This is a genomic window from Pseudomonas sp. GW821-FHT01E10 (assembly GCF_059422365.1).
The window spans coordinates 247,874-269,779 of record NZ_JBWKWT010000002.1; the positions used below are offsets into that span (position 1 = coordinate 247,874).

The 21,906-nt window shown below is 60.6% G+C and carries 14 protein-coding genes; 5 read left to right on the forward strand and 9 right to left on the reverse strand.

Features of this window, described 5'->3' with window-relative positions:
• Positions 1-13: 13 nt before the first annotated feature.
• The 8 genes from AC07V0_RS04885 to glnE form a co-directional block, all read right to left on the reverse strand.
• A complete protein-coding gene (locus AC07V0_RS04885) occupies positions 14-1,465 on the reverse strand; it encodes a lipopolysaccharide kinase InaA family protein (protein ID WP_064615985.1) in 1,452 nt (483 codons plus the stop codon).
• Positions 1,465-2,217 carry a lipopolysaccharide kinase InaA family protein gene (locus AC07V0_RS04890; RefSeq protein WP_064615984.1) on the reverse strand — a complete coding sequence of 251 codons (753 nt, stop codon included), beginning with the start codon at positions 2,215-2,217 and terminating at the stop codon, positions 1,465-1,467. The genes AC07V0_RS04885 and AC07V0_RS04890 overlap by 1 nt, the downstream gene beginning before the upstream one ends.
• On the reverse strand, positions 2,214-2,948 hold the full coding sequence (locus tag AC07V0_RS04895) for a lipopolysaccharide kinase InaA family protein (RefSeq protein ID WP_018928556.1): 735 nt from the start codon (positions 2,946-2,948) through the stop codon (positions 2,214-2,216). Before AC07V0_RS04895 ends, AC07V0_RS04890 begins: the two co-directional genes overlap by 4 nt.
• Entirely contained in the window at positions 2,948-3,754 is an 807-nt protein-coding gene (gene rfaP / locus AC07V0_RS04900; RefSeq protein WP_018928557.1) for a lipopolysaccharide core heptose(I) kinase RfaP, read from the reverse strand. The genes AC07V0_RS04895 and rfaP overlap by 1 nt, the downstream gene beginning before the upstream one ends.
• A complete protein-coding gene (locus tag AC07V0_RS04905; RefSeq protein ID WP_018928558.1) occupies positions 3,754-4,875 on the reverse strand; it encodes a glycosyltransferase family 4 protein in 1,122 nt (373 codons plus the stop codon). The genes rfaP and AC07V0_RS04905 overlap by 1 nt, the downstream gene beginning before the upstream one ends.
• Positions 4,875-5,936 carry a lipopolysaccharide heptosyltransferase I gene (gene waaC, locus AC07V0_RS04910; RefSeq protein WP_007939663.1) on the reverse strand — a complete coding sequence of 354 codons (1,062 nt, stop codon included), beginning with the start codon at positions 5,934-5,936 and terminating at the stop codon, positions 4,875-4,877. Before waaC ends, AC07V0_RS04905 begins: the two co-directional genes overlap by 1 nt.
• 1 nt (position 5,937) lies before the next feature.
• On the reverse strand, positions 5,938-6,972 hold the full coding sequence (gene waaF / locus AC07V0_RS04915; RefSeq protein ID WP_018928560.1) for a lipopolysaccharide heptosyltransferase II: 1,035 nt from the start codon (positions 6,970-6,972) through the stop codon (positions 5,938-5,940).
• A gap of 306 nt (positions 6,973-7,278) precedes the next feature.
• Entirely contained in the window at positions 7,279-10,218 is a 2,940-nt protein-coding gene (glnE, locus tag AC07V0_RS04920) for a bifunctional [glutamate--ammonia ligase]-adenylyl-L-tyrosine phosphorylase/[glutamate--ammonia-ligase] adenylyltransferase (protein ID WP_018928561.1), read from the reverse strand.
• Positions 10,219-10,601: 383 nt separating this feature from the next.
• Between glnE and aceE the strand changes: the two genes are divergently transcribed.
• From aceE to msrA, 5 genes are all read left to right on the forward strand, one after another.
• Positions 10,602-13,247, forward strand: coding sequence for a pyruvate dehydrogenase (acetyl-transferring), homodimeric type (gene aceE / locus AC07V0_RS04925; RefSeq protein WP_018928562.1), 2,646 nt, complete (start codon positions 10,602-10,604; stop codon positions 13,245-13,247).
• Between the two features lie 11 nt (positions 13,248-13,258).
• Positions 13,259-15,244 carry a dihydrolipoyllysine-residue acetyltransferase gene (aceF, locus tag AC07V0_RS04930; protein WP_495019456.1) on the forward strand — a complete coding sequence of 662 codons (1,986 nt, stop codon included), beginning with the start codon at positions 13,259-13,261 and terminating at the stop codon, positions 15,242-15,244.
• A gap of 347 nt (positions 15,245-15,591) precedes the next feature.
• On the forward strand, positions 15,592-16,986 hold the full coding sequence (locus AC07V0_RS04935) for an alkaline phosphatase D family protein (protein WP_495019457.1): 1,395 nt from the start codon (positions 15,592-15,594) through the stop codon (positions 16,984-16,986).
• A gap of 235 nt (positions 16,987-17,221) precedes the next feature.
• The gene (locus AC07V0_RS04940; protein ID WP_018928565.1) at positions 17,222-19,915 is read left to right on the forward strand and encodes a putative bifunctional diguanylate cyclase/phosphodiesterase; all 2,694 of its coding nucleotides are present in this window, start codon (positions 17,222-17,224) and stop codon (positions 19,913-19,915) included.
• 68 nt (positions 19,916-19,983) lie between these two features.
• Complete coding sequence (gene msrA / locus AC07V0_RS04945; RefSeq protein WP_305423978.1) at positions 19,984-20,631, forward strand: peptide-methionine (S)-S-oxide reductase MsrA; 648 nt, start codon at positions 19,984-19,986, stop codon at positions 20,629-20,631.
• 113 nt (positions 20,632-20,744) lie between these two features.
• On the opposite strand, the gene AC07V0_RS04950 is transcribed toward msrA, so the two are convergent.
• Positions 20,745-21,584: a 23S rRNA (adenine(2030)-N(6))-methyltransferase RlmJ gene (locus tag AC07V0_RS04950; protein ID WP_495019458.1), complete on the reverse strand. Its 840-nt coding sequence runs from the start codon at positions 21,582-21,584 to the stop codon at positions 20,745-20,747.
• Positions 21,585-21,906 lie beyond the last annotated feature (322 nt).

The following is a 21,906-nucleotide window of genomic DNA, read 5'->3' on the forward strand; positions in this document are numbered from 1 at the left end:
TCGAAGACCCGCGTCAAGCAGCGCTAGAAATATCTTTGGGCAGACGCTGATCAATCACTTGGTACAGCGCACTGCTCTCGGGCCAGTTGCGCATGAACCGCGCCCTATCCCGCGCATACGCGGGGGCAAAGCTGCTGAGCGAACCATGCTGACACATCGAATCCAGGTCGATCAGCGCCCAGCGATCCTGTTGCCAGAACAGGTTATGGCCCTTGAAATCGCCATGGCTGATCCGCTCGCCAATCAGCTCGGCAAACAGGTAATCCAGAGCCTGCAGCTCAGCCTCTGGCGCGTCCCCGCTCTCAACGTACGGCGCGAAGCGCTCGATGATGTCCGGCCCCGGCAAATACTCGGTCACCAGGTACGCCCGGCTGCGCAGCCAGAGAAAACGCTTCTCCAGCAACGCCAATGGTTTTGGCGTGGCAATACCGAGGAACGCCAGGCGATTGCCTTCGCGCCATGAGTGCCAGGCGCGGCTCGGGCGCCAGAAACGCTTGAGCCAGTGGGTAAAGCCTTTGATGTTGTAACGCTTGACCACCAAAGTGCGCCCGGCCACCTCGACCTTGCCGACGCTCGCCGCGCCGCCGGTCTTGTACAGATGCCCCTGATCGAGCAAGGCGTCGGCCTGTGCCAGCACCGGCAGCATCGCCGCCTCTTCCTCACGGCGAATCGCCCGCAAGCCGAACGCACCACGCTGGACGCTGAACAGCGTGCATTCGCGGCCGACCTTGATCAGAAAGTCCTTCAAACGCCAGCGACGGACCTTGTCGATCTGTTTTTGCAACGCCTCCATCGGCAACGCGTGTTCGCCATTACTCAGCAGGTAATACACCAACAACTCTTCGGTGAAGGGTTCCAGCACTTTGGGCAACTGGGCGAAGAACACCCCGAGGTTTTCCAGGACTTTCTGTTGCGACAGCGGCTTGCCCGCCGTCTCGACGCAGATACCGGCGCCATCGATCAAATACAACTGACCGCCATGGCGCAGCAGGTTGTCCAGGTGCAGGTCTTCCTGCCACAGGCCTTTGCTGTGCAGTTGGCCGATGGCGCCCAACGCCTCAGCCAGCACCGCGGATTGTTCATCCGCCAATGCGGGCAAGTGTTCGACCTGCTTCCAGGCATCCCCCAGGCTCTCGGCACCCTCAAGGAAATCGAACAACAGCCAACCGCCCTCGCCGTCCTTGAGGCCATCGGCCAATAACAACGGCGTGGTCAGCCCCTGAGCGGCCAGCAAACGCACACCGTCCAGTTCGCGTTGAAAATGCCGCGCCGCTTTGCCACCGACCAACAACTTGGCCAGCACCGGCCGGCCGCGCCAGACGCCAGCCCCAACATAACGCTGTCCCGGCAACACCCGCAGCAGACTCAGCAACTGCAAATCGGCAGGCCCCGCGGCATCGGCCAGTGGAATACTCAGCGGCAGGCTCGGGCTGCGGCCGGCGTTTTTCAGCTCGGACAAACGCATCAACGCGTCTCCTTGTTACTGCGCCGCGCACTCAGGCGCGATACCCAACGGTCCACCCGCGAACTGTTCAGCGGCTGATCCAGATAAACCGCCAACAATTCGCGCAGCTGGCTGTCGCTCCATTCCGGCGCCCGACGCAGCAGCGGCTCCAGATCCTTGATCCGATCACGCCGGCCGAAAAACAGCGGCCGGGTTTTTTCCAGGTCGATCAATTGCGCCTGATAGCCGTCGCCGGTGGCCTGAAGAAAAATGTGCTTGGGGTAGAAGCAACCGTGGACCTGGCGCCTGCCGTGCAGGCGTCGCGCCAGTTGCCCACAGGCCTTGAGAATGGCCGAGTGCTGTATCGCGCTCAGCTCCGACCAGCGCTGCAACAGCGAATCCAGATCATCCCAACCGTCCAGTGCGTGAGTCAGCAGAATCGCCCGAACTTCGCCGTCGACCTTGCGCTCACCAAAAAACGCCGCCTGCAGCGCCGGAATACCCAGCGCCCGATAACGACTGATGTTGCGAAATTCACGGGCAAAACTCGGCTCGCCAAAGGGCGAATGCCGGGAGCGCGTCAGGTAGTTGCTCTGGCGCTTGAGGTAGTAGCCATGACCGTCCAGATCCAGCCGAAACACACTGCTCCAGCCACCCCGACCGGTATTGGGCTCGTCCACCGCGTCGAGCTGTTTGGCCCAAAGCGCGTCGAAGGTGCCGAGACCATGACGCTCGAACAGCGCGCGGTCTTCAGCAGCCAGAAAATCAGTCATTCGCGCCCCTCAAAAAATCTCACCACGTGCCGAATGCGTTTCTTGTCCGCGGCATCGAGCCGGGCGCATTGGCGGTATTGCAGGTAAAAGCGCAGGCGCTGGGTCGCCGACAGGTGATACTTGGCGACCTTGTCGAGGCAGGCCAGGTCTTTGGTGATGCGGTATTTGAGCCAGAAGCCGCGCCAGAAATCGCCGTTGGGGCAATCGATCAGGAACAGCCGGGCCTCATCGTCGACCAACAGGTTGCGCCACTTCAAATCATTATGAGTGAAACGGTTGTCGTGCATGGTCCGGGTGTAACCGGCCAATTGGCGACTGACGGTATCAACCCAGGCGCGATCCGCCAGTTTCGGATCATGCCGATTAGCCAGGACCGACAAGTCTTCGGTATGCGGCAGTTCGCGGGTGATCATTGCCCCACGGGCGTACGTCACACCGTGCCGCTCCAACCCCCAGGCCACAACCTCTGCGGTGGGAATGCCCCACTTGGCGAAACGCTTGAGGTTCTGCCATTCGGCCTTGACCCGAGGTTTGCCCAGGTAGCGCCGCAGGCCTTTGCCGGCACTGACGTAGCGTTTGACGTAATAGTTGACGCCTTTGCGCTGGACGCGAATAACTTCGGACAGCGGATCATGGGTCAGTTGCTCGCCCTCGAGGGCAAACACCGCATCAAGACTGCCGAAATCTTCTGCCAGATCGCTGTAAGCCGGCTCCAGTGTCCAACCCGACATCAGAGCGCATCCCCGTAGCGCTGTTTACGCTCGTAGAGCTTGTTGGCCTTGCCTTCGAGCCACGCCAGTAACCCGGCTTCCTCAACCAGTATCTGGCGCAGGGGCTGCTGGAAGTACCCCTTGAGGAAACGCAGTTTGTCGCGACGGGTCAGGCCGATCTCCAGCGCCGAAAAATACAGCGCCGCCAGGTCCTTGTTGCGCCAGCGCCGGGTAATCGTCGGGCGGGCCTGGGCGCGGTGCAGGTCGATCACCGACAACTTGAGGTCATCGCAGGTCACCGGCTTATCGGTGTGCAGCAGGAAGTGGCAGATGTAGCAGTCGCGATGGTTGACCCCGGCGCGGTGCATCATGCCGGTCATGCGCGCGACTTCGGCGATCAGGGCGCGCTTGAGCTTTGGCTCCGGCGGGTGCTTGACCCAGTCGATGCTGAAATCTTCAAGGCTGACGGTGGGCGCCAATTCTTCAGTGACGATGAACGAATGCTGATCCGCCGGGTTGCTGCCCTTTTCGCCATAAGCGACGGCAGTCATGGTCGGCACGCCGACTTCTTGCAGGCGCTCAATGGCCTTCCACTCCTGGCCCGCTCCCAGCACCGGCAGCTTGGCGGTCAGCAGGTTCTTGAAAATCTCACCCCAGCCGATGCCCCGGTGGATCTTCACGAAGTACCCGTGGCCGTCCACTTCAGTTCGCAGTGTCCGGCGCGCTTCGAGCTCGCGGTACACCTCGCCCTTGAGGTCCTCGACTTCGGCGAACGGGTCGCGTCCGGCCCAGAGGCTCTTGAACGGTTCAGCCAGCATCAACTTCATTAAGCGTGCTCCGCCAGAATCACATCGGCCGCGTGCTGCGGCATGCTGTAGAGGTCGGCCGTCTCGGCGAAGGCCAGACCGTTGCGGCTCCAGGCCGCCCGTGCATCAGTGTCGTTCAACATGCCGGTCAGGTACTGAGTCAGTTGCGCCTGATCGAAGGGTTCGTCCAGCACCAGACCCGCGTCGGCCTCGGCGATGTAATGGGCATACCCACACACCGCGCTCACCAACACCGGCAAACCGGCTACCAGGGCTTCAAGCAATACCGTCCCGGTGTTTTCGTTGTACGCCGGGTGGATCAGCAGATCGGCACCGAGCAGGAAGCGCGGGATATCGCTGCGGCCCTTGAGGAATTGCACGTTGTCGCCGAGCCCCAATGTGGCGCTCTGCAATTGGAATACTTTGGGGTCGTCCTGGCCAATTACAAACAGCCGGGTGCGTTTTTTCAGCTCGGCGGGCAGCGCGGCCAGTGCCTTGAGGCTACGGTCCACGCCTTTGGTCTTGAACCCGGAACCGATCTGCACCAGCAGCAGCTCATCGTCCTTCAGGTTGAATTCGGCGCGGAACCCGGCGCGAATTTCATCCGCGTTCGCGGGGCGACGACGGTCTTGGGCAATGCCCGGTGGCAGCAAATGGAAGCGCTCCAGCGGTGTGTCGTAATGCTTGATGAACAGCGGCTGCTGGACTTCGGAAATCATCAGCACTTCGGTCTTGGCATCTTTGGCGAACACCGCGCGCTCGTACTCGGCGAAGTGCCGGTAGCGGCCCCAGCGACGGTACAGCGAGTTGCGCAGGTTTTGCGCCTTGTCTTCGAAGCAGCCGTCGGCGGCGTAGTAAACGTCCAGGCCCGGCATTTTATTGAAACCGATCAGGCGATCCACCGGGCGCTTGGCCAGATCGGCCTCCATCCATTCGGTGAGTTTCTCGTTGCGCCGATGATTGAAGAACGCCTTGACCGGCGCCACCAACACTTCGAAGCCCGGCGGGATGTCGCCTTCCCAGATCAACGTGTAGACACGAATTTGATGGCCGCGCTGCTGGCATTCAAGGGCGATGCGCATGAAGTCACGCTGCAAGCCGCCAAAGGGAAAGTACTTGTACAGGACAAATGCCAATTGCATCAGCGCAGCTCCTCAGCCAGTAACAACGTGCTCAGTCGGCTCGCGACACGCTCGGGATTCAGACGCGTGAAGCACAGGGGCCACTCGCGTTTCAGGTCAAACCGACGGGCATCGTCGGCCGTCGGTTGATAGGTGCATTTCTTTTGCAGGCACGGTGCGCAAGGGAAGTCGCTGGCCATGTGAATCTGCGATTTGCCATAGGCGCCGGTCAGGCCCGGATTGGTCGGGCCGAACAGCGACAGGGTCGGCACGTCCAGCGCCGCAGCCAGGTGACCGAGGCCGGTGTCCACCGCCACGCACGCCTGCGCGCCGGCCAGGACTTTGCCGACACCCGCCAGGTTCAGCCTGGGTAGCACTTCGACGTGTTTCATGTCTTTGGCGATGCGCTCGGCGCGGGCTTTTTCGACCGGGTTGCCCCATGGCAGCTTCACCGCCACGCCGAGATAACCCACCCGCTCGGCCAGCTCGCGCCAATAGGCTTCGGGCCAGTGCTTGGTGTCCCAGGTGGTGCCGTGGAGAAACACCACGTACGGATTCTTGCGCGGCAATTCCACCAGCCGCTCGACGTTCAGGCCGTAATCACCCAGGCCTTTGGGCAGGTCGTAACCCAGGGCCACTGCGAACAGCTGACGCACTCGCTCAACCGCGTGCTGCCCACGGGCCACGGCCAGACGCCGGGAATAGAAGCGCGCGGCGATCGGTTCGCGGGCCGAATTCTTGTCCAGCCCGGCCACCGGCGCTTTGGCATAGCGCGTCAGCAACGCACTTTTCAGCAGGCCCTGAGCATCGATCACCAAGTCGTATTTCGTCGCACGAACGCTTTGCTTGAAGCGCTTCCACTCGCCACTCTTGATGGTCTGCCAGATGTTCTTGCGCCAGCGACGGATCGCCACCGGAATCACCTTGCCCACGGCCGGGTGCCAGGTCGGAATCTCGGCGAAACCTTCTTCCACCACCCAGTCGAACTTGATGCCGGGGATCGCCCTCGCCGCATCGGTCAACGCTGGCAACGCGTGAATCACGTCGCCCAGCGAAGAAGTCTTGATCAACAGTACCCGCAAACTATTTGACCTCGACCACAGTGCCCAGCAACCGCTGCAAGGCTTCGTTCACCGCTTTGGGCATGAGCTGGCGCAAGCAGTTGTAATGACCGAAACGGCAGGTGCGATCGAAGCACGGACTGCATTCGATGCCCAGGCGCACGATCTCGACATGCTCGGCCAGCGGTGGCGTGAAACCCGGCGACGTCGAGCCGTACACGGCCACCAACGGGCGGTTCAGCGCGGCAGCCACGTGCATCAGGCCCGAGTCGTTGGAGACCACCGCGTCGGCGCAGGACAGCAGATCGATGGCCTCGGCCAAGGAAGTGCCGCCACTGAGGTTTACCGACTCTTCACGCAGCCCCGGAATCAACCGCCCACGAATGTCTTCGCCCACCGCGTGATCGTTTTTCGAGCCGAACAGCCAGACTTGCCAGCCTTCACGAATCTTCGCCTCGGCGACCTTGGCATAGTGCTCGGACGGCCAGCGCTTGGACTCGCCAAATTCGGCGCCAGGGCACAGCGCCAACACTGGACGGTCAAGGGCCAGGCCGAACTTGGCCAGTGCGCCGTCGCGAGTCACCGGATCGATCTGCAAGCTCGGCCGTGGATAAGGTTTCGGCAGCTCGATGCCAGGCTCAAAGGCCAGGGCCATGAAGCGCTCGATCATCAACGGATAACGCTCTTTGTCGAGCGTGCGCACATCATTGAGCAGGCCGTAGCGGAACTCGCCACGCCAGCCGGTGCGTTTCGGGATGCCGGCAAAAAACGGCACCAGGGCCGATTTCAGCGAATTGGGCAGCAGGATGGCCTGGTCGTACTGACCGGCCAGGGATTTACCGATGCGCCGACGCGTCGCCAGTTCCAGCACGCCGTGGCCGAGCGGGAAGCTCAAGGCCTGGCGTACTTCGGGCATGCGCTCGAGGATCGGCCGGCTCCACTCGGGGGCCAGCACGTCGATTTCGCACTGCGGGTGGCGTTGTTTGAGACACTGAAAAAGTGTCTGCGCCATCACCATGTCACCGACCCAACTGGGCCCAACGATCAGAATTTTCATGTGGTTTCCAAAAACGAACCGGGGAGGCATACGCCTCCCCGCCTCGAGAATCCAGCACCTGCGGGGTGAGCCACCAGGTCATTTGGACGAGCCGGCTGGGGCTCGTCGAATAAATTTAATACACATCCATGTTAGTTAGCATAACCCTCTGTGGCGAGGGAGCTTGCTCCCGCTGGGCTGCGAAGCAGCACCAAAACTGCCACTGCGTTTTAATCTGGCGGACCGCACAATCTGATATGGGAGTGCTTCGCACTCCAGCGGGAGCAAGCTCCCTCGCCACAAAAGCCTGCCACACTCTTGTCAGCTTCAGCTTAACCCCAGCTCACGCCAGATCCGCATGACCTGCCGTCGCTCATCCACGAACTGATCGCCCGGTATTACCCCGGAGTCCTTCTGCAAGGCCTCCCGGTGAGCGGCGGAGCGGTAGGCTTTATAAGCCTCACGCAACAGGCTGGCGTCTTCGGCGGGTATCAACCCTTCCTCCTCCAGCCCTTCCAGAATGCGGATATTGTCGGTATAGCGCAGCAATGACGGATGTGTTTCAGACCACGCCAGAGCCGCGTATTGCACCATAAATTCAATATCGACGATACCTCCAGCGTCCTGCTTGAGATCGAACGGCGCCGTGGCTTCGAAGGCATTTGCCGCCGTGCCTGCCGCCGTGCTCTTGCTGCCGAGGTTATCGCGCATCTTGGCGCGCATCTCGCTGACCTCCTGGCGCAAGGTCGACAGGTCCCGCGATTTGGCCAATACCGTCGCGCGAACCTTCTCGAATGCCTGGCCGACATCCTGACTACCCACCAGCACCCGCGCCCGCACCAGCGCCTGGTGCTCCCAGGTCCAGGCCTCGTTCTCCTGATACCGGGCAAACGCGCCCAATGAACTCACCAGCAAACCGGAAGCACCGGACGGCCGCAGGCGCATGTCCACTTCATATAGCTGACCGGAGTTGGTCTGAGCCGTCAGCAAGTGAATGATCCGCTGCCCGAGCCGGGTAAAGAACTGTGCACCGTCGATGGGTTTCGGGCCGTCGGTTTCCGCTTGCGGATCCGCGTCATGGATGAACACCAGGTCCAGGTCCGAACTGTGCCCCAATTCCAGGCCGCCGACTTTCCCGTAACCGACAATGATGAATCCAGGGTCGCACACGCTGCCATCGGTGCGCAGCGGTGTACCGTACTTGGCCACCGTCTGGCGCCAGGCCAGGGCCAGCACTTGTTCGAGGATCGCTTCGGCAAGCCAGGTCAGGTAATCGCTGACTTTCATCAACGGCAGGCTACCGGCAATTTCCGAAGCTGCGACACGCAAGCGGTGCGCCAGTTTGAAATGCCGCAGGGCTTCCATTTGTTGTTCGAGGTCGTCTTCGGGAATCCGCGTCAAACGCTCGCGCAACTCGGCCGCCAGTTCCGGCGCCAGCGGCGGCTTGAACAGCCGGCCTTCGTTGAGCAATTCGTCGAGCAGCAACGGGAAGCGCGTGATCTGTTCGGCAATCCACGGGCTCGCCGCGCACAGTGTCAGCAGACGGCGCAGCGCACCGGGGTTTTCGGTCAGCAGCACCAGATAGGCGGAACGCCGCGCCACCGCTTCAACCAGTGGCAGCACGCGCTCCAGCACCAGATCGGGATTGGCGTGCTCCACGGCCTGGGCCAGCAAGCGCGGTATAAAAGCATCGAGGCGTTCCCGCCCCAGGCGCTGCATGGCACGCAATTGCGGACTGCTGCGCAGACTGGCCAATGCTTTCAGCGCCTTGGCGGCATCGGCGAAACCGCCCTCTTCGAGCTGGCGGCACGCGGCTTCTTCGTCCTGGGCTTCTTCCCACAGCGGCAGCCATTCCCCGCCGACCACCACTTCGCTCTCGGTGCCCTGCTCTTCATCGGGATCGGCAATCACCTGACCAAAGTGCCAGGCCACCCGGCCACGCCAGTACATCAGTTGTTCGTGGAATGCCGTCCAGTTGGCAAACCCGAGCATGAAGGCAATGCGCGCCTGATCCTGCGGGCCGTCCGGCAACATCTGGGTCTGGCGGTCGGCAATTGCCTGAATCGCGTGCTCGGTGTAACGCAGGAATTCGTAGCCTTGGCGCAGTTCGCTGACCACCGCCGGCGGCAGATAGCCCTGCCCCTCCAGGGTGCTCAGTACTTTTAATAGAGGACGCTGCTGCAGGCTCAGGTCGCGACCACCGTGAATCAGCTGGAAGGCCTGGGCGATAAACTCGACTTCACGGATGCCGCCGGAGCCAAGCTTGATGTTGTCGGCCATACCCTTGCGCCGGACTTCCTGCTGGATCAACTGCTTCATGGTGCGCAGCGCTTCGATGGCCGAGAAGTCCAGGTAACGCCGGTAAACGAACGGCCGCAGCATCTCGAGCAACTGGGCGCCAGCCACTTGATCACCAGCCACCACCCGCGCCTTGATCATCGCGTAGCGTTCCCAGTCACGGCCCTGATCCTGGTAATACTGCTCCAGCGCATTGAAGCTCAGCACCAGAGCGCCGGACGAACCATAAGGCCGCAGGCGCATGTCGACGCGGAACACAAAACCGTCGACAGTCATCGGGTCCAGCGCCTTGATCAAACGCTGGCCGAGGCGAATGAAAAACTCCTGGTTATCCAGCGAACGCTTCACGCCGACGGTTTCGCCGCCCTCGGGGTAGGCAAAGATCAGGTCGATGTCCGACGACAGGTTCAACTCCACCGCGCCGAGCTTGCCCATGCCGAGGATGACCATCTGCTGCGGCTCGCCGCTGCGCCGCCCGGTGGGCACACCGAACTGCTGGCAATGCCGCGAGTACAACCACTGATAGGCCTGATCGATGCTGGCATCGGCCATGTCCGAGAGGTCGCGACAGGTCTGCACCAGATCGGCCTGGCGAGTCAGGTCGCGCCAGATGATCCGCACCTGGTGACGATTACGCTGGCGGCGCAGGGCACGGCCTAGCTGGTCGTCGGTTTCGGCGGCGCTCACCGCCATGGCGATCTGTGCGCACAACTCGCCCGGTGCCAAGGCGCGGTCCAGTTCGCCGGACTGCACCAGTTCCAGCAACATCAAAGGGTCACGCAGACTCTGCTCAATCACAAAGTCGCTGGCAGCGGCGACGCGGGCAAATTGCGCCCAGCGCTCAGGCGTCCAGGCAGACAGGCCATGGTCATCGGGAAGAACCCCGACTGTCGTACGAAACGACTGTTCGGCGCGGGTGACTAACGGCAGGAGCCCATCGGGTAGTTCGGCAAGCGAAGGGAGGCTCATGGTCTATCCTTGATCGGCGTGTGAAGGGCTGCATGTAGTGATTCGTGAAAACACACTACGTGACTGACTGTCGAACAAAGGTTAGAAATAGCTGAAATTTCTTTATTTTTGGCAGCGATCATCAAGCTTCCACCTTTTTCGATTGGCAAAAGACCAACCTTAACGATTATTCTCACAACGCAGCCGGAGGCCACAAGCCAATCATCTGTAGTTTTACTACTCGTCTATACATTCGAAAGGCTGAAATGCCCGAAGATTTGTAGTAAAACTACACGCCGCCGGAACAACCTATCGGCAATCCAAGAATTTATATCGTCTGCCCACAAGGCCAGTCGCAAACTCAGGCAACCGATTCTGGAAGCCTTTCCGCCCTGGAGCAAGCCATGCAAGACCTCGATCCCGTCGAAACCCAGGAATGGCTGGACGCCCTGGAATCGGTTCTCGACAAAGAAGGCGAAGACCGTGCTCACTATCTGATGACCCGTATGGGCGAACTCGCAACCCGTAGCGGTTCGCAATTGCCTTACGCCATCACCACGCCATACCGCAACACCATTCCCGTTACCCACGAAGCACGCATGCCTGGCGACCTGTTCATGGAACGCCGCATTCGCTCGCTGGTACGCTGGAACGCGATGGCCATGGTGATGCGCACGAACCTGAAAGATTCTGACCTGGGCGGTCACATCTCCAGCTTCGCCTCCAGCGCAACCCTGTACGACATCGGCTTCAACTATTTCTTCCAGGCCCCGACCGACGAACACGGCGGCGACCTGATCTACTTCCAGGGCCACACCTCGCCAGGCGTTTACGCCCGTGCATTCATGGAAGGCCGCATCACCGAAGACCAGATGAACAACTTCCGCCAGGAAGTCGACGGTCAGGGCCTGTCGTCCTACCCACACCCATGGCTGATGCCTGACTTCTGGCAGTTCCCGACCGTATCCATGGGTCTGGGCCCGATCCAGGCGATCTACCAGGCACGCTTCATGAAGTACCTGGAACACCGTGGCTTCATCCAGCCAGGCAAACAGAAAGTCTGGTGCTTCCTGGGCGACGGCGAGTGCGACGAGCCGGAATCCCTGGGCGCGATCTCCCTGGCCGGCCGCGAAAAGCTGGACAACCTGATCTTCGTCATCAACTGCAACCTGCAGCGCCTCGACGGCCCGGTTCGCGGCAACGGCAAGATCATCCAGGAACTCGAAGGCGTGTTCCGCGGTGCTCAGTGGAACGTGACCAAAGTCATCTGGGGCCGCTTCTGGGACCCACTGCTGGCCAAGGACGTCGACGGCATCCTGCAACGCCGCATGGACGAAGTCATCGACGGCGAGTACCAGAACTACAAAGCCAAAGACGGCGCGTTCGTGCGTGAACACTTCTTCAACTCGCCAGAACTCAAGGCGATGGTTGCCGATCTGTCCGACGACGAGATCTGGAAGCTCAACCGTGGCGGCCACGACCCGTACAAGGTCTACGCGGCATACCACGAAGCGGTCAACCACAAGGAACAACCAACTGTCATCCTGGCCAAGACCATCAAAGGTTATGGCACCGGTGCCGGCGAAGCGAAAAACACTGCGCACAACACCAAGAAAGTCGATGTCGACAGCCTGAAGTTGTTCCGCGATCGTTTCGATATTCCGGTCAGGGACGAAGAGCTGGAGAACCTGCCATTCTTCAAACCGGAAGAAGGCAGCGCCGAAGCCCGCTACCTGGCCGAGCGCCGTACCGCACTGGGCGGTTTCGTGCCTCAGCGTCGCGCCAAGAGCTTCAACATCCCGACCCCTCCACTGGACACCCTCAAGGCGATCCTGGACGGCTCGGGCGACCGCGAAATCTCCACCACCATGGCCTTCGTGCGGATCCTCGCGCAACTGGTCAAGGACAAGGAAATCGGCCCGCGCATCGTACCGATCATCCCGGACGAAGCCCGTACCTTCGGTATGGAAGGCATGTTCCGTCAGTTGGGCATCTACTCCTCCGTCGGCCAGCTCTACGAGCCAGTCGATAAAGACCAGGTGATGTTCTACAAGGAAGACCAGAAGGGCCAGATCCTCGAGGAAGGCATCAACGAAGCGGGCGCCATGAGCTCCTTCATCGCTGCCGGTACTTCGTACTCCAGCCACAACCAGCCGATGCTGCCGTTCTACATCTTCTACTCGATGTTCGGCTTCCAGCGTATTGGCGACCTGGCCTGGGCCGCTGGCGACAGCCGTACCCGTGGCTTCCTGATCGGCGGCACCGCCGGCCGTACCACCCTGAACGGTGAAGGCCTGCAACACGAAGACGGTCACAGCCACCTGCTGGCCGCGACCATCCCGAACTGCCGCACCTACGATCCAACCTACGGCTACGAGCTGGCGGTGATCATTCAGGACGGCATGAAGAAGATGACCGAAGAGCAACAGGACGTCTTCTACTACATCACCGTAATGAACGAGTCCTACCAGCAGCCAGCCATGCCGGCCGGTGCCGAAGAAGGCATCAAGAAAGGCATGTACCTGCTCGAGGAAGACACCCGCGAAGCGGCGCACCACGTTCAGCTGATGGGCTCCGGCACCATCCTGCGTGAAGTCCGTGAAGCGGCGAAGATCCTGCGTGAAGAGTTCAACGTCGGCGCCGACGTATGGAGCGTTACCAGCTTCAACGAACTGCGTCGCGATGGCCTGGCCGTTGAACGCACTAACCGTCTGCACCCTGGCCAGAAGCCTAAGCTGAGCTACGTCGAAGAGTGCCTGAACGGCCGTAAAGGTCCGGTCATTGCCTCTACCGACTACATGAAGCTGTTCGCTGAACAAATTCGTCAGTGGGTCCCGTCCAAGGAATTCAAAGTCCTGGGCACCGATGGTTTCGGCCGCAGTGACAGCCGCAAGAAGCTGCGTCACTTCTTCGAAGTAGACCGTCATTTCGTGGTGTTGGCAGCCCTGGAAGCCTTGGCTGACCGTGGTGACATCGAACCTAAAGTGGTGGCTGAAGCCATCGCCAAGTTCGGCATCAACCCGGAAAAACGCAACCCACTGGACTGCTGAGGAGACACTCTGTGAGCGAACTCATTCGCGTACCTGACATCGGCAGCGGTGAAGGTGAAGTAATTGAACTGTTTGTGAAGGTCGGCGACCGTATCGAAGCCGATCAGAGCATCCTGACGCTGGAATCGGACAAGGCGAGCATGGAAGTGCCTGCGCCTAAGGCCGGCATCATCAAGAGCCTGAAAGTGAAGCTGGGCGATCGCCTGAAAGAAGGCGACGAACTGCTGGAACTGGAAGTCGAAGGTGCCGCTGCGCCAGCCCCTGCGGCTGCTGCGGCTGCTGCGGCTGCTGCGGCTGCTGCGCCAGCTGCCAAAGCTGAAGCCAAACCGGCTGCCGCACCTGCGCCAGCGGCGCCTGCTGCCGCGCCGGCTGCTGCCAGCATCCAGCAAGTGCACGTGCCGGACATCGGTTCGTCGGGCAAGGCCCAGATCATCGAGATCCAGGTCAAGGTCGGCGACACCGTCGAGGCTGATCAGTCGCTGATCACCCTGGAATCCGACAAGGCCAGCATGGAAATCCCTTCGCCCGCTGCTGGCGTGGTCAAGGCCATCAGCGTCAAGCTCAACGACGAAGTCGGCACGGGCGACCTGATTCTGGATCTGGAAGTGGCGGGTGCTGCGGCCCCTGCTGCTGCCGCTCCTGCCCAGGCTGCTGCGCCTGCTGCCGCTGCTCCGGCGCCAGCCGCCGCGGCTCCGGCTGCACCGGTTGCCGACAGCGTTCAGGACATTCACGTCCCGGACATCGGTTCGGCGGGCAAGGCCAAGATCATCGAAGTACTGGTCAAGGCTGGCGACACTGTTGCCGCCGATCAGTCGCTGATCACCCTGGAATCCGACAAGGCGAGCATGGAAATCCCATCGCCTGCCGCTGGCGTGGTGGAAAGCATTTCCATCAAGCTGGATGACGAAGTCGGTACCGGCGACCTGATCCTGAAGCTGAAAGTCAAAGGCGCGGCACCTGCTGCAGCCCCGGCTCCGACTGCCGCTGCCGCGCCGAGTGCTCCAGCGCCTGCCGCTGCCGCTCCGGCTGCCGCCGCTCCTGCTGCTGCCCCGGCTGCTGCTCCTGCCAAGCCTGGCGCGAAAGTTCACGCCGGCCCTGCCGTGCGTCAACTGGCTCGCGAGTTCGGCGTCGAGCTGAGCGCTGTCGGCGCCAGCGGTCCGCACGGTCGCATCCTGAAGGAAGACGTTCAGGTTTACGTCAAGGCCATGATGCAGAAGGCCAAGGAAGCTCCGGCCGCTGCAGCTGGTGCAACCGGCGGCGCGGGCATCCCGCCGATTCCGGTCGTGGACTTCAGCCGCTTCGGCGAAATCGAAGAAGTGCCGATGACACGCCTGATGCAGGTCGGCGCTGCCAACCTGCACCGCAGCTGGCTGAACGTGCCGCACGTGACGCAATTCGACTCGGCGGATATCACCGAGCTGGAAGCGTTCCGTAACGCCCAGAAAGCCGTTGCAGAGAAGGCCGGCGTCAAGCTGACCATCCTGCCGCTGCTGCTCAAGTCCTGCGCACACCTGCTCAAGGAACTGCCGGACTTCAACAGCTCGCTGGCACCAAGCGGCAAAGCGATCATCCGCAAGAAATACGTGAACATCGGCTTCGCCGTCGACACCCCGGATGGCCTGCTGGTACCGGTCATCAAGAACGTCGACCAGAAGAGCCTCCTGCAACTGGCCGCCGAAGCTGCTTCCCTGGCTGAGAAAGCCCGGACCAAGAAGCTTTCGTCGGACGAGATGCAAGGCGCCTGCTTCACCATTTCCAGCCTCGGCCACATTGGCGGCACCGGCTTCACGCCGATCGTCAACGCGCCGGAAGTGGCGATCCTCGGTGTTTCCAAGGCAACCATCCAGCCAGTCTGGGACGGCAAAGCCTTCCAGCCGAAACTGATGCTACCGCTGTCGCTGTCCTACGATCACCGTGTGATCAACGGCGCCGCTGCTGCACGCTTCACCAAGCGTCTGAGCGACCTGCTGGCAGACATCCGCACCATCCTGCTGTAACACCGACTGGCCCTCCCCTGGCGGAGGGCCAATCGCGTTCCACGTTTTCCGAGCGCCACGCTCGTACCTCAACCCCGTCGATTTGGCGGGGCTTTTTTTTGCCCTGAAGAAAGCCCTCCGCGTTTCAGCATCCTATGTAGCAGCTGTCGAGCTTGCGAGGCTGCTGCTACGGGATTGACCCTCTTCGTGCCTTATTCCTACATCTAAGGCTTACGCCACCTACAACCCCAGTCCACTTCTGCCCGATATTTTTCTCCAGCCAATAACTAGGCTTAGTTCGGAGATTTCTAATAGAAACCTCGATGACTTAATTTGCTTAGTTAGCATTACCTCGAATGGATTCGAACATGTTCAAACCAACTGTCGGCCCAATTATCGGCCATACCACAACTAACCATGCGCGTATTTTCTTGCGCGGTGAATTACAGAACGACGCCTTGGTATTTGCGGGCATCCGTTATCGACGCACAGGCGAGAAACTCTGGTCCAAAGGCGCATTTGCAAAACTGTCCGTCTTGCGCGACATGTCCGATGTCATTGCACTCAATGACCTGGTCACCGACACCGACTATGAGTACCAGGCAGGCTGGTTCAGCCCCATGAGCCCGGTGCATACCGTGGAGACAGTTCAGGAACTGCCGCTGCAATGGCCACGGGAGATTTACCGCTTTCGCACGCAGTCCAGCAAAATCAGCCAGCCACGGGCCTATATCGTCGGCTCGTGTCGTTACCTGCGAATGACCGCCGGCATTGCGTCGGCCCCACAGTTGGGCGACCGGATTTTTGCCTCGATCAACAGCCTGGCGGACAGCGCCGAACCGCCCGTCAGTGCCATGCTGATGACTGGCGATCAGATTTACGTCGACGACTTGAACCTCGTGGCCCCCGACCGGGAATACAAGGACATTCTCAAAAAATACCGCACAGCCTTTTCGCAGCCTCATATTTCCAAGTTAATGTCGGGCATGCCGACTTACATGATCCTCGACGACCATGAAATAGAAGACAACTGGCCCGCCAACAAAAGTAACGCCGATGATTACTTATACAAAAACGCCATTGCAGCATATGAGTTATATCAAGCCAGTCACAGCCCCACGTATGAGCTGCTGGCCAATGGGCAAGTAAGCAAAAGACTGGAAAAGTATTGCTATCAGTTCTCCGAGGGTGATATCGGGTGGTTTGTCACCGACAGTCGAACCCGACGCAATCTGTCGGCCAACGACCGGCGCATCCTTGACGAAGAACAGGAACAGGCGCTGCTCAAATGGCTGATCAATAACCCGGCCCGGGTCAAATTCGTGGTCACCAGTGTCATGTTCTATCCCGACCGTAAACTTCACGGCGATGACGCTTGGAAAGCTTTCCCGGAGCAACGCCTACGGCTGCTGGAGACGATTCGTACACGCGGTATCAAGAACGTCTTGTTCATCTCCGGCGATGTTCACGGCTCCCTCACCAGTCGCCTGACCCACAGCGAGGACCCGGATTTTGAAGTCCACACCATCGTGTCTTCACCGTTGTGCAACAGCAAACTGCTGCCGTACGCCAAGGCATCGACCTTCATCCTCGATCAGGCCCTGGCCCGAACAGCGGCAGGCGACTATCGGCATGAACTGACCAGCGAGGTGATCAGCCAGGACAACTTCGCGCATCTGATCGTCGAGGCCGAGCAGGTTCGCGTCAATTATCACGATCGGGATGGCAAGCCATTGCAGTCGATCAGCATCAAATTTCGTTGATCCCTCGAAAAGATCACAGCCTTCGGCAGCCCCTACGGGCTGCAATCTTTTGGCCCACAACATTACTTTTTGACGCCTCGCTGGAGAAAACTGTGCGCCTGCCGACATATTCTTATAGCACTTGGCCTTCATGTCTCTTGTCAGTCGGTGTCGCAATGATGCAACCTTGCCGCAGGCAACAGTAAAGAGGGCGAGAGCCCGGCGCGATCAGCATATTCGAAGCGAGTTTCCTTCAATGAAAAGCCAACCCGATGCCGCCAGCCGTATGGTGGCCGAGGTAGTGACGCAGTTGCCTGTGCCCTCGCGGCTCGGCATGCTGCGTTTCGAACGGCTGAATGAACCAAGCTGGGCGCTGCTGTTTCTCGATCCTAATTGCGAACGACAGTTCGGCCTGCCGGCGGTGGAGCTTTGTGCTCTGGTCGGCTCGCCCTACGCCAGCCTGATGGAGCCCGAAGCGCGCTATCAACTGCATGACACGATCCAGCAGCAACTCACCGAAAGCCCGCATTACCTGATCCGCTACACCTTGCACACCGCCGCCGGCGTTCTGAGCCTGCTGGAACTGGGCGAAGCCTACAAACAACACAATCGGCACCTGCTGCGCGGCTACCTGATGGTGGTGGACGGCCTGTTCGACGGCGAACCCTTGCTGCCGGCGCTGGATCTGGAAACCCAGAACTCACGCCTGCAAATCGCCCTGGAACTCAATCAACGTGCCCAGCAGGAACAACTGCAGCACCTGGACCGGGTGCGCGCCCAGCAAGACCTGATCCTGCTGCTGACCCGCCAGCGCTATAGCACCAACAACTCCCTGCAAGAAGCCGCCGAACTGATCACCCGCAGCGCCTGCGACATCTATGAAATCGACTGCGCCAGCCTGTGGAACCTCGATGGCTCGCTACTGACGCCAATCTCGGCCTATCACCGTGCCACCCGCAATCACCAACTGCCGAAGCCGATCGACGCCAGTGGTTTTCCCGATTACCTCGAGGCCTTGCACACCGGCCGCGCCATCGACGCCCACAACGCCATGCGCGACCCGCGCACCCGGGAAATCGCCGAGTACCTGCGCCCGCGCGACGTCAACGCCATGCTCGACGCCAGCATCCGTGTCGATGGCCAGGTGGTCGGCGTGCTCTGCCTGGAACAGATCGGGGCGACCCGCGCCTGGCAATCGGACGAAATCGCCTTTGCCGGCGAACTGGCGGATCAATTCGCCCAAGTCATCAACAACCACAACCGCCGTACCGCCACCAGCGCCCTGCACCTGTTCCAGCGTGCAGTGGAGCAAAGCGCCAACGCCTTTCTGCTGGTCAATTGCGACGGCGTGGTGGAGTACGTCAACCCAAGCTTCACCGCGATCACCCAGTACACCACCGAGGAAGTCCACGGTCAGCGGCTGTCGGAACTGCCGGCGCTGGAAAACCTCAGCGAACTGCTGTTCGACGCTCCGTCGGCGCTGGCCAAAAGCAACAGCTGGCAGGGCGAGTTCAAGAGCCGGCGTAAAAACCTCGAACCCTACTGGGGCCAGTTGTCGATTTCCAAGGTCTACGGCGACAACCGTGAGCTGACGCACTACATCGGCATCTACGAAGACATCACCCAGACCAAGCTCGCCCAGCAACGAATCGAGCGCCTGGCTTACACCGATAACCTGACCAACCTCGGCAACCGCCCGGCGTTCATCCGCAACCTCGATGAGCGCTTCGCCCGAGACAGCGATACACCCATCAGCCTGCTGCTGGTGGACATCGACAACTTCAAGCGGATCAACGACAGCCTCGGCCACCAGACCGGCGACAAACTGCTGATCAGCCTGGCGCGGCGCCTGCGCAACAGCCTGAGTTCGAGCGGCAGTCTGGCGCGGTTTGCCAGTAACGAATTCGCGGTGCTGCTGGACGACACTGACCTCTCGGCGGGCCAGCAGGTTGCCAATCAATTGCTGGCAACCCTCGACAAACCGATGTTCGTCGACAACCAGTTGATCAGCGTCACCGGCTCCGTGGGCCTGGCCTGCGCGCCGCTGCACGGTCGCGACCCACAGACGCTGATGCGCAACGCCGGCCTGGCACTGCACAAGGCCAAGGCCAACGGCAAACACCAGGTGCAAGTGTTCACCGAAGCGCTGAACGCCGAGGCCAGCTACAAACTGTTCGTCGAAAACAACCTGCGCCGCGCCCTGACCCAGAACGAGCTGGACGTGTTCTACCAGCCCAAGCTGTGCCTGCGCAGCGGCCGGTTGCTGGGGATGGAGGCGCTGTTGCGCTGGAACCATCCGGAAAAAGGCATGATCCGTCCGGACCAATTCATCAGCGTGGCCGAAGAAACCGGGCTGATCATCCCGATCGGCAAATGGATCGCCCGTCAGGCCTGCCGCATGAGCAAAGACCTGACCGCCGCTGGCCTGGGCAACCTGCAAGTGGCGATCAACCTGTCGCCCAAGCAGTTCTCCGACCCGGACCTGGTGGCGTCCATCGCCAACATCCTCAAGGAAGAAGCGCTGCCGGCGAACCTGCTGGAGTTGGAACTGACCGAAGGCCTGCTGCTGGAAGCCACCGAAGACACGCACTTGCAGCTCGATCAGCTCAAGCGTCTGGGCCTGACCCTGGCGATGGACGACTTCGGCACCGGTTACTCGTCGCTCAGTTACTTGAAAAAATTCCCGATCGACATCATCAAGATCGATCGAAGCTTCATCCACGAAATCCCGGACAACCAGGACGACATGGAAATCACCTCCGCCGTGATTGCCATGGCCCACAACCTGAAACTCAAGGTCGTGGCTGAAGGCATCGAGACTGCCGAGCAACTGGCCTTCCTGCGCCGCCACCGCTGCGACGTCGGCCAGGGCTACCTGTTCGACCGACCGATCCCGGGCTCCGAGCTGATCGAAAAGCTCAAACGCTACCCGCGCGGCCCAATCGCCTGACAGCGACGTAACACTCGGGCAAACTGGCAGTCTGTATTTACATCTCAACCTGACTGAGAGGACTGATCATGGTTCTGCGCTCGGAAATTCTGGTGAACAAAAACGTGCTCCCGACTAAAGAACAAGCTCTGCCTGGCCGCGAAACCCCGATCAAGGTTCCGGAGAAACACTTCGTCAACGGCAACCCGCTGCTGGGTCCGTTTCCGGGCAACGTAGAATTCGCAATCTTCGGCCTGGGTTGCTTCTGGGGCGCGGAACGCAAATTCTGGCAGCGCGAAGGCGTGTTCAGCACCTCGGTCGGTTATGCCGGCGGCTTCACGCCGAACCCGACCTACGAAGAAGTCTGCTCGGGCCTGACCGGGCACACCGAAGTGGTGCTCGTGGTCTATGAGCCGGAAAAAGTCAGCTACGAACAGCTGCTGAAAATGTTCTGGGAACTGCACAACCCGACCCAGGGCATGCGCCAGGGCAACGACATCGGCACCCAGTACCGCTCGGTGATCTACTGCACCAAACCGGAACAACTGGAAGCGGCGAAGAACAGCGCGAAAGTGTTCCAGGCGGAACTGACCAAAGCGGGCAAAGGCACCATCACCACTGAAATCGACGAAGCCCCGACGTTCTACTACGCCGAGGCGTATCACCAGCAGTACCTGGCCAAGAATCCTGAGGGGTATTGCGGGATTGGCGGTACTGGCGTGACGTGCCCGATCTAAATTTCGGACGCTGAAAAGCTTCGCGGGCAAGCCTCGCTCCTACGGTCACACCGACCTGTAGGAGCGAGGCTTGCCCGCGAAGGCGTCCGACTAGACGCCACACATGCAACTGATTAACTCTCGGCAATCAACCAATCCATCTGCCAGCCACCCTGGGTCTGCCCCAACTTCTTAGACAACCACGGCAGCAACTCACGCAACTCCTCTTCCAGCCCCCACGGCGGATTGGCAATCGCCAACCCCGAACCGTTCAAGCTGTTCGGCGTATCCAGCGGATGCACCAGCAACTCCACCCGCAACAACTTCGGCGCGCCCGTGCCGGCCAGATCCTGATAGAAGCGCCGCAACGCCCGCTGATCCTTCACCGGATACCAGATCGCCGCCACCGTCTGGCGCATCCGGCCAATCGCCTCTTTCAGCGATGCCGCACAACGCTGCATCTCATCGAGCTGCTCAAATGGCGGATCGATCAACATCACCGCCCGCTTCTCCGGCACCGGCAGCAATGCGCGCGGCACATGCCAGCCTTCACCCAGGTGAACCTTCACCCGACGATCACCCTTCATGTTGTCCTTGAGCAACAGACCGTCTTCCGGGTGCTTCTCATTGAGCAACACGCGATCCTGCGGCCGGGTCAGGCGCCGCGCCAACTCCGGCGACCCCGGGTAATAGCGCAACTGGCCATCCGGGTTCATCTCATGCAACACCTTCATGTAATCGGCGGTCAGCGCCGGCAAATCCGGCTGATCCCACAACCGCGCGATGCCTTCCAGGTACTCACCGGTACGACTGGCCTGATCGCCCTGCAGGTCATACAGACCGATGCCGGCGTGAGTGTCGAGATAGGCAAACGGCTGCTCCTTGCGCGACATCAAGGCGATGAGGCGGGTCAAAGTCAGGTGTTTGAACACATCGGCATGATTGCCGGCATGGAAGGCGTGACGATAATTCATGGCTGCTCCTGCGAAGGCCGGGAAGTTTACCTTGTACGGCGCAGAACGTCAGGGGCTCGCGGCCGAGCGGGCAAGTACAACCCCAATACCGCGCCAATCCATAAACCCTGTGGCGAGGGGGCTTGCCCCCGTTGGGCTGCAAAGCAGCCCCAAAATATCCAGACCACCCCATAACCTGTGGCGAGGGAGCTTGCTCCCGCTCGACTGCGAAGCAGTCGCCAAACCAAACCACTCGGTACAGCTGACAAAACGGGATTGCAGGTTTTGGGGCTGCTACGCAGCCCAACGGGAGCAAGCTCCCTCGCCACAAAAGCCACTCGAC